This window comes from Candidatus Viridilinea mediisalina (assembly GCF_002532535.1).
In the GTDB taxonomy this organism is placed as follows: Bacteria; Chloroflexota; Chloroflexia; order Chloroflexales; family Chloroflexaceae; genus Viridilinea; species Viridilinea mediisalina.
The window spans coordinates 1-7,471 of the sequence record NZ_NQWI01000170.1 but is presented as its reverse complement, the minus strand read 5'-3'; the positions used below and the strand labels follow the sequence as shown (position 1 = coordinate 7,471).

The following is a 7,471-nucleotide window of genomic DNA, read 5'->3' as shown; positions in this document are numbered from 1 at the left end:
CGTCCCGCCCGCATGCGGGCGGGACGCCCGCGCTCCCAGGGTGGCGATTTCCCACAGCGTTCCTTTTGCGCTATTGCAAAAAGAGTTTTTCGGGGGAGGCGGAGCCTCCCCCGCACCCCCACCGGAGGTGACTTTGACGTAGCCCTAGCCCCGCCCGGTTGTCCCTTGACACCACTGCTGATACCTACTATCATTTAAGCATGGCAAAAAAATGATAGTAGGTATCAACACATGACAAACTCTCCCCCCCGGCTGCCGGTGACCGTCCTCTCCGGCTTTTTGGGCTCAGGCAAGACCACCCTGCTCAACCATGTCTTGGCCAACCGCGAGGGGCTGCGCGTGGCGGTGATCGTCAATGATATGAGTGAGGTGAATATTGACGCGCAGTTGGTGCGGAGTGGCGGCGCTGCACTGCGACGTACCGAAGAGCGCCTCGTCGAGATGAGCAATGGCTGCATCTGCTGTACGCTGCGCGAAGATCTGCTCGTCGAGGTGGGCCGCCTCGCCCGCGAAGGGCGCTTCGACTACCTGCTCATCGAGTCAACCGGCATCGCCGAGCCGCTGCCCGTCGCCGAGACCTTTACCTTCCCTGGGCCGGATGGCGTCTGTTTGGGCGATCTCGCCCGCCTCGATACGATGGTCACCGTGGTTGATGCCTTCAATTTTCCGCAAGATTTTCTCTCGCTCGATGAGTTGCGTGATCGTGAAATGGCCGCCGGTGAGGAGGATGAGCGTTCGGTGGTTGATCTGCTCGTTGATCAGGTTGAGTTCGCCAACATCATCATTCTCAACAAGGCCGATCTGATAGAGCCAGAAGATCTGCAACGGCTTGAGGCGCTGTTGCACCAACTCAACCCCGAGGCGGAGATTCTGCACACGAGCTTTGGCCAAGTGCCCCTCAAGCGTATCCTTGATACGGGGCGTTTCTCTTTTGAACGCGCCGCCCAAGCGCCCGGTTGGCTCAAAGAGTTGCGTGGCGAACATACCCCCGAAGATGAGGAGTATGGCATTGCCAGTTTCGTCTATCGGGCACGTCGGCCCTTCCATCCGCAACGCTTCTGGACAATGATCCATGAGGTTTGGCCCGGCGTATTACGCTCCAAGGGCCTCGTCTGGTTGGCGACACGCATGGAGATCTGCGGCATCTGGTCGCAGGCTGGCGGCGCGTGCCGCCTAGAACCCGGTGGCATCTGGTGGGCGGCGCTGCCCGAAGAGGAGATACCAGAAGACCCCGAGGAAGAAGCCGCGCTCGTGAAGGTGTGGCACAGCGAGTGGGGCGACCGACGGCAGGAATTGGTCTTGATTGGTCAGAATATGGACGAAGATGATCTGCGTACACGCTTCAATGCCTGCCTGCTCACCGATGATGAACTGGCCCTCGGGCCAGAGGGCTGGCAGGCATTTGCAGATCCCTTTGAAGCCTGGGTTTTCGTCGAGACGGAGGAGGAGGAGGCATGATACCAATTGCCGTTGAATATGCCGCATAGCAAATTACGTCAGACCGCATTGCAATGTGGTGGTTGTCAGACGTCCGTACCAGACCCCAGCAGGGTAGACCACGAGTACCGGTTCGCAGCACTGCATGGTGAAAGTTGATCTCACCAAGATGCACCGTCACCACCTTACGCCGACACCAGCGTGTCGCACAGATAAAGGCAGCTTGGTCGATCCATGCTACTGCCTGGCCACCGAAGAGTGTCCCATAGTGGTTGGTGTCGGCGGGAAAGATCGGGAAGACCATGCGCGTCTCGGCGCAATGTGGCTTAATCATGGTGCTGCTCCGTAAAACAGGTCGGATGGAGGAGACGGGCCAACTGTTCGATCAGATCAACCGCCCGGGGTGATGGGCGTAAGCTAAGGGAACGCGCATCAAGCTCTGGCGGAATGTCGCAGGCATGCGAAACGCCAACCAGCATGTCGGCCAGGCCCAGGCAACAGATGATTTCCGTCACCGACGGTAAGAGCGAAACGATACGCATATCTTCTCCCGGTCACTACGAACAAATGCTTGCAATCAACCCATCAACGTCGTAGGTCTCAATTGAAATAGCAACACAAGACCCCAGCCTCATACACGAGACCGGGGTAACATGAGCCGGGCAGACCATCACGCAAAGGAGCGTTCAGGGGGCACGGGGCATGTTCGTCCTCCTTAGCTCGAGAAGGGTGAACAGAGCTGTCGCGGCAGGCTTTCTGGCTTCCGCTACTCGTGATGAGCAGCAGGTTACAGTTGCGGCACAGCGCTGGACTTGCACCAGCTTCCACCTTTTTACGCCCTAGCATCCGGGCTAACGGGTCACCGCGACGGTATATATTTGTAGGGCGATGATGCGCCTATAATAGCACATGGTATTCATATCTGGCAACACAATTCAATTTGCAAATTGGGGCTTCATGCTCGATACGGGCCATCTGCTCAATAGCGATCCGACGGTAGCCGACGAGCAGAGCGCGGTTGCCTTGGTCTTGAAGCGGATCGCGCAGTTGAGCCCACAGGTACGCACGCGCATTGAGGGGGTGCATCTCAACCTGAGTCTGTCAGGCGACTATCAGCGCCAGGCCCAAGCGGCGGGCATTCCCGCCAGATTTGCCGAACACCCCTTCGATGAGCAGTTCGCCATCGCCCGCGACCATGTGGCCGAAATTGATCAACACCGCCCCTTTACATCCCCCTGCTGCCAAGAGATTATCGCCGCGCTGCGGCCTCGCGTGGTGACCCACGAGTTACTGATGCGCTCGCGGGATGAGCTGGAGCGTCATCTGCTCACCCAGTACCGGGCGCTGAATGGTGGATGCTAGTACCTTTTTGCACTCTGGCCAAACTATGCTATAATGGCGTCCATCTGTACTTATGCAAACCAAATATCGTCGCGGTGACCCGTCAGCCCGGAAGCTAGGGCGTAAAGGTGGAAGCTGGTGAGAGTCCAGCGCTGTGCCGCAACTGTAACCGGAGGCTCTATGAGCCGACCGGAAGCCAGGAAGCCTGCCGTGACGAAGTTTGTTCAACCCTTCTCGAGCTAAGGAGGTGAACATGGCACGTGCCCCCTAAACGCACCTGCGTCATGGGTTCCCTGGCCGTTGTGTTCCCCCCGGTTCTCGTATGAGGCCGGGTTTTTTGTTTGGTGACGCAACGTTCAGGGCAGGATGTGAGGGAACCTGGTTCCCTCACATCCTGCCCTGATCCGCAGGGATGTAGGGCACCGCCCTACAGTTTCTCATCACACCCAAAGCTATTCATACGTTGCTCGCGTACCTCAATGGACGCAGGGAGGGAATCGTCATGCCTGATGAAGCCCACATGGAGCTGTGGCACGAGTTGGCACGCAGCGAGGAGCGGATACGCCAGGCGGAATTGGAGTTTACGCTGCTTGGTTGGTTGCCGACGGCTGCCAGTTGGGCCACGCTTGAACGCCTCGGGCTCGAGCGTGAACGCCATGCTTGGTTGCGCCAACGGCTTGCTGAGGCGGCAGGCAGGTTTCGCGGGAATTTTGGGCTGCCCTAGATGGCCCTCACCCCCTATCCCCTTCGACAAGCGGCCCCTGAGCTTGTCGAAGGGCAGGGCACCGCCTCTCCCACAACGTGGCAGAGGGGCGAAGGCACCGCTGTTTTGTTGCATTCCTTATAGCAAATTACGTCAGACCGTATTGCAATGAGGTATACCCTGCTTGTCACTCGTCACTCGTCACTCGTCACTCGTATTATAAGGAGTTCCCCGGTGAGCTTGCTATTTCGCTCCCTCGCAGCCATGCTGCTGCTGATCGCTCTGAGCGCCTGTGGTGCCCAGCCCGCGACCCAAGCACCTACGACCGCCCCCGCTGCACCGACCGAAGCACCAACGCTGCAGATACCTACTGAGGCACCAATGCTTCAGATGCCCACTGATGCGCCGACCGAAGCGCCCCTTGCTGTTGCGCCGAGTGCCAATCTGACGGAGGGGTGTGTTACCGATTATGACCCTCGTGTGGACTACTTCCCCGCGAAGGTGCAGGTTGAGGATGGCGCGGGTTGGACGATTGCCTATTTCAATAACTACAAGATCATTACGGTGCTGAACCCGTGGCGCGATGCGGGGGAGCAGTTTAGCTATGTGTTGGTGCAGTGTGGTACGCCGCCCCCCGCCGATGTTGGCACTGCCCAAGTGATTGAGGTGCCGGTGCGAACCATTGTCTCTATGTCTACCACCCACCTACCCCATCTCGGCGACTTAGGGCTCTTAGATCGTCTCGTGGGACTCAGTAGTTTTGAACAAGTGGTTGCGCCCGCTGTTGTAGAGATGATTGAGGCGGGTGAACTTGTAGAGATTGGGCGCGGGGCTGGAGTGAATGTTGAGCAGGCGATTGAGCTTGAGCCAGAACTGATTATGACTTTTGGCGTTGGCAACCCAGAACGCGACGCGCATCCCAAGCTGCTGGAGGCGGGCTTGAAGGTGGTACTCAACAGCGAGTATATGGAGACAACCCCGCTAGGCCGCGCTGAGTGGATTAAGTTCACCGCTGCCTTCTTCAACCAAGAGGCTACGGCAAACGACGTATATGGCGCAATGGCGGAGCGTTACAACACGATGGCTGCTCAGGCACGGGGCGTTGTCGAACGGCCCACGGTCTTCACCGGCGCTCCCTTCCAAGGCACCTGGTACATGCCCGGCGGCAACAGCTATGTTGCACGCTTCCTCGCCGACGCTGGCGCGGACTACCTCTGGGCCGATGATGATTCGACGGGCAACCAGCAACTCAGCTTTGAGGTGGTCTTTGAGCGCGCCCAGGCTGCCGACTTCTGGCTCAATCCAAGTTCGTGGCAGAGCCTCGCTGATGGCCTCACCGCTGATGAGCGCTTCGCCCAGTTTGCCGCCTTTGAGCATGGTCAGGTCTTTAACAACAATGCCCGTCTCAATGAAACGGGTGGCAACGACTATTGGGAGAGTGGCCTGGCCAACCCCGATATTGTCTTGGCCGATCTGATCAAGATCTTCCACCCGGAGCTGCTACCGGAGCATGAGCTCTATTACCACCAGCAGTTGTTGCCGTAGTGGAGGCTGCCGCCGGGGTGGGAGGATGCGAGGGAACCAGGTTCCCTCGCGCACCCTTGGAGGCTCTTCGGGGGCCATGCCCCCGAACCCCCATCAGAGAGGTAGAGAACCTACATGGATCAAGCCGCTTCACTTACCCCAGAGACAACCGCTACGCCGTGGCCCCGTTTGGGCTTGCGCCCGCTGGCGCTTGTGGCAATGTTGGCGGTGTTGCTGGGTGCGTTTGTGTTGAGTCTTGCGGTTGGCTCGGTGCAGATTCCACTCGATCAGGTCTTGACGATCTTGGTGGGTGGCGAGCCGACACGGGCAACCTGGACGCGGATTGTCTATGATTTCCGTTTGCCTAAGGCGCTGACGGCGATGCTGGCGGGTGGGGCGCTGGCGATGAGTGGCTTGCAGATGCAGACGCTCTTTCGCAATCCGTTGGCCGATCCCTTTGTGCTGGGGGTCAATTCCGGCGCGAGCTTGGGTGTAGCCCTAGTGGTACTGAGTGTCGGCGCGGCCAACACGACACTCCTTGCTGTCGCGGGGCTGCTCGGCAACCTGAGCCTCGTGGTGGCCGCCTGCATCGGCGCCACCACGGTGATGCTCATCGTGCTGGCGCTGGCTCAACGGGTGCAAAGCAGTGTCACCCTGCTGATCTTGGGGTTGATGATTGGCTACCTGACGAGTGCGCTGGTGAGCCTGTTGCTCTACTTTAGCATCGCTGAACGCATCCATGCCTATATCGCCTGGACCTTCGGGAGCTTCGGGGGGGTAACTTGGTCGCAGTTGCGCGTGATGGCTCCTACGATCATCTTGGCGATGCTCTTGGCTCTGATGCTGACCAAGACGCTCAATGCGCTGCTCTTGGGCGAGGCGTATGCACGCTCGATGGGCCTTGATGTGCGCCGCGCACGTTTGGGCATCGTCATCAGTAGTGCGGTGTTGGCCGGCACGGTGACCGCCTTTTGTGGGCCGATTGCCTTCTTGGGGATCGCCATTCCCCACCTCTGCCGGGCGCTGCTACGCACTGCCGATCATCGCATCTTGTTGCCCGCCTGCGCCCTCGTCGGCGCAACCGCCGCCCTCTTGGCCGACCTCGCTGCCCAAGCGCCAGGCTCTAGTGCGGTGCTGCCGCTCAACGCGATCACCGCGCTGCTCGGCGCGCCCGTGGTGGTCTGGATCATCCTGCGACGCGGCTTCTCACACGTATAGGTGGGAGCGCGCGGGAACCCGGTTCCCGCGCACCCCTCCTCCGTCCGCAAAGGATCTGCATGCATACCACAATCCTGCAAGCCGAAGAACTCACCATTGGCTACCGCGCACGTCGCAGTGCGCCCAGCATTGTCGCTACCCAGCTCAACGTTGCGCTCCATGCGGGCGAGGTGGTCTGCCTGCTCGGGCCAAACGGTGTGGGCAAATCCACGCTGCTGCGTACGCTGGTGGGCATGCAGCCCCCCTTGGGCGGGCGTGTTCTCTTGGATGGCAACGACCTGAGTCGGCTCAAGCCACACGAGGTGGCGCGCTGCCTGAGTGTCGTCTTGACCGAGCGGATCGAGGTGGGCCAACTGAGCGCCTATGCGCTGGTGGCGCTAGGGCGGCATCCTCATACCGACTGGACGGGACGCCTGAGCCAGCGTGATGAGGAGATGGTGCGTTGGGCGCTGGAGGCGGTAGACGCGGTGAAGTTGGCGCAGCGCTACGTTCACGAGTTGAGCGATGGTGAACGCCAGCGCGTGATGGTGGCGCGTGCATTGGCGCAAGAGCCGCTGCTCATGGTGCTGGACGAGCCAACCGCCTTCCTCGATCTACCGCGTCGCGTCGAGATGATGCGCCTCTTGCGCCGCCTCGCCCGCGAGACCAAACGGGCGCTGCTGCTCTCGACCCACGACCTCGACCTTGCGCTGCGGAGCGCCGATGCGCTCTGGCTGCTCGCCCCGGGCGGCGTGCTGCACCACGGCGCCCCCGAAGACCTCGTGCTTGGCGGCGCGTTCGAGGCAGCCTTTGCCAACGACGGCATCAACTTCGACCGCCAGCAGGGGAGTTTTCAGGTGCATCCGCCCGCCCACCAGCGCGCCATACTGCGTGGCAACGGGCTCGTGGGCACATGGACGGCCCGCACCCTTGAGCGTGTCGGTTGCACCCTGGTGCGCGACGGCGAAGAGGCCCCATTGCAGATCGCCGTCCTCGGCGATCTCCATACACCCGCCTGGGAGATCGCCAACCATGGCGATCCACCGCAGCGCGTCACCTCGCTCCATGCCCTTGCGGCGCTGGTGCGCGCTGCGGCCAACCAGCACGGAGCGGGCGAAGCCGATCCTAGAGGAAGGATATAGAAACGAGAAAATAGAAAATAGGCAATAGCGCAAAAGGAACGCTGTTTAGGGGCACGGCGCTGCCGTGCCCCTGGGGGCTACGGCGACCACGGGGATGGCACGGCGCTGCCGTGCCCCTACGGTCTAT

General features: G+C 60.4%; 8 protein-coding genes and 2 riboswitches. Of the genes, 6 read left to right on the top strand and 2 right to left on the bottom strand.

What is annotated here, in order from left to right; all coding sequences use genetic code 11:
* Positions 1–231: 231 nt before the first annotated feature.
* Complete coding sequence (zigA, locus tag CJ255_RS20300) at positions 232–1,458, top strand: zinc metallochaperone GTPase ZigA (protein ID WP_097645903.1); 1,227 nt, start codon at positions 232–234, stop codon at positions 1,456–1,458.
* On the opposite strand, the gene CJ255_RS25140 is transcribed toward zigA, so the two are convergent.
* Complete coding sequence (locus tag CJ255_RS25140) at positions 1,358–1,741, bottom strand: acyl-CoA thioesterase (RefSeq protein WP_245863626.1); 384 nt, start codon at positions 1,739–1,741, stop codon at positions 1,358–1,360. The genes zigA and CJ255_RS25140 overlap by 101 nt on opposite strands.
* 22 nt (positions 1,742–1,763) lie before the next feature.
* Positions 1,764–1,979, bottom strand: a complete 216-nt coding sequence (locus tag CJ255_RS25135; protein WP_245863625.1) for a hypothetical protein — start codon at positions 1,977–1,979, stop codon at positions 1,764–1,766.
* A gap of 187 nt (positions 1,980–2,166) precedes the next feature.
* Positions 2,167–2,319: riboswitch (cobalamin riboswitch) on the bottom strand.
* A 75-nt stretch (positions 2,320–2,394) separates the two neighbouring features.
* Here CJ255_RS25135 and CJ255_RS20285 point away from each other — a divergent pair.
* The 5 genes from CJ255_RS20285 to CJ255_RS20265 all read left to right on the top strand — a co-directional run bounded on the left by CJ255_RS20285 (position 2,395) and on the right by CJ255_RS20265 (position 7,344).
* Positions 2,395–2,799: a hypothetical protein gene (locus CJ255_RS20285; protein WP_097645902.1), complete on the top strand. Its 405-nt coding sequence runs from the start codon at positions 2,395–2,397 to the stop codon at positions 2,797–2,799.
* Positions 2,800–2,854: 55 nt separating this feature from the next.
* Positions 2,855–3,005: riboswitch (cobalamin riboswitch) on the top strand.
* A 275-nt stretch (positions 3,006–3,280) separates the two neighbouring features.
* A complete protein-coding gene (locus CJ255_RS20280) occupies positions 3,281–3,502 on the top strand; it encodes a hypothetical protein (protein WP_097645901.1) in 222 nt (73 codons plus the stop codon).
* Between the two features lie 213 nt (positions 3,503–3,715).
* On the top strand, positions 3,716–5,026 hold the full coding sequence (locus CJ255_RS20275; protein ID WP_245863623.1) for an ABC transporter substrate-binding protein: 1,311 nt from the start codon (positions 3,716–3,718) through the stop codon (positions 5,024–5,026).
* A gap of 114 nt (positions 5,027–5,140) precedes the next feature.
* The gene (locus CJ255_RS20270) at positions 5,141–6,223 is read left to right on the top strand and encodes an iron chelate uptake ABC transporter family permease subunit (protein WP_097645900.1); all 1,083 of its coding nucleotides are present in this window, start codon (positions 5,141–5,143) and stop codon (positions 6,221–6,223) included.
* A gap of 59 nt (positions 6,224–6,282) precedes the next feature.
* On the top strand, positions 6,283–7,344 hold the full coding sequence (locus CJ255_RS20265; RefSeq protein WP_097645899.1) for an ABC transporter ATP-binding protein: 1,062 nt from the start codon (positions 6,283–6,285) through the stop codon (positions 7,342–7,344).
* The last annotated feature ends 127 nt before the right edge of the window (positions 7,345–7,471 follow it).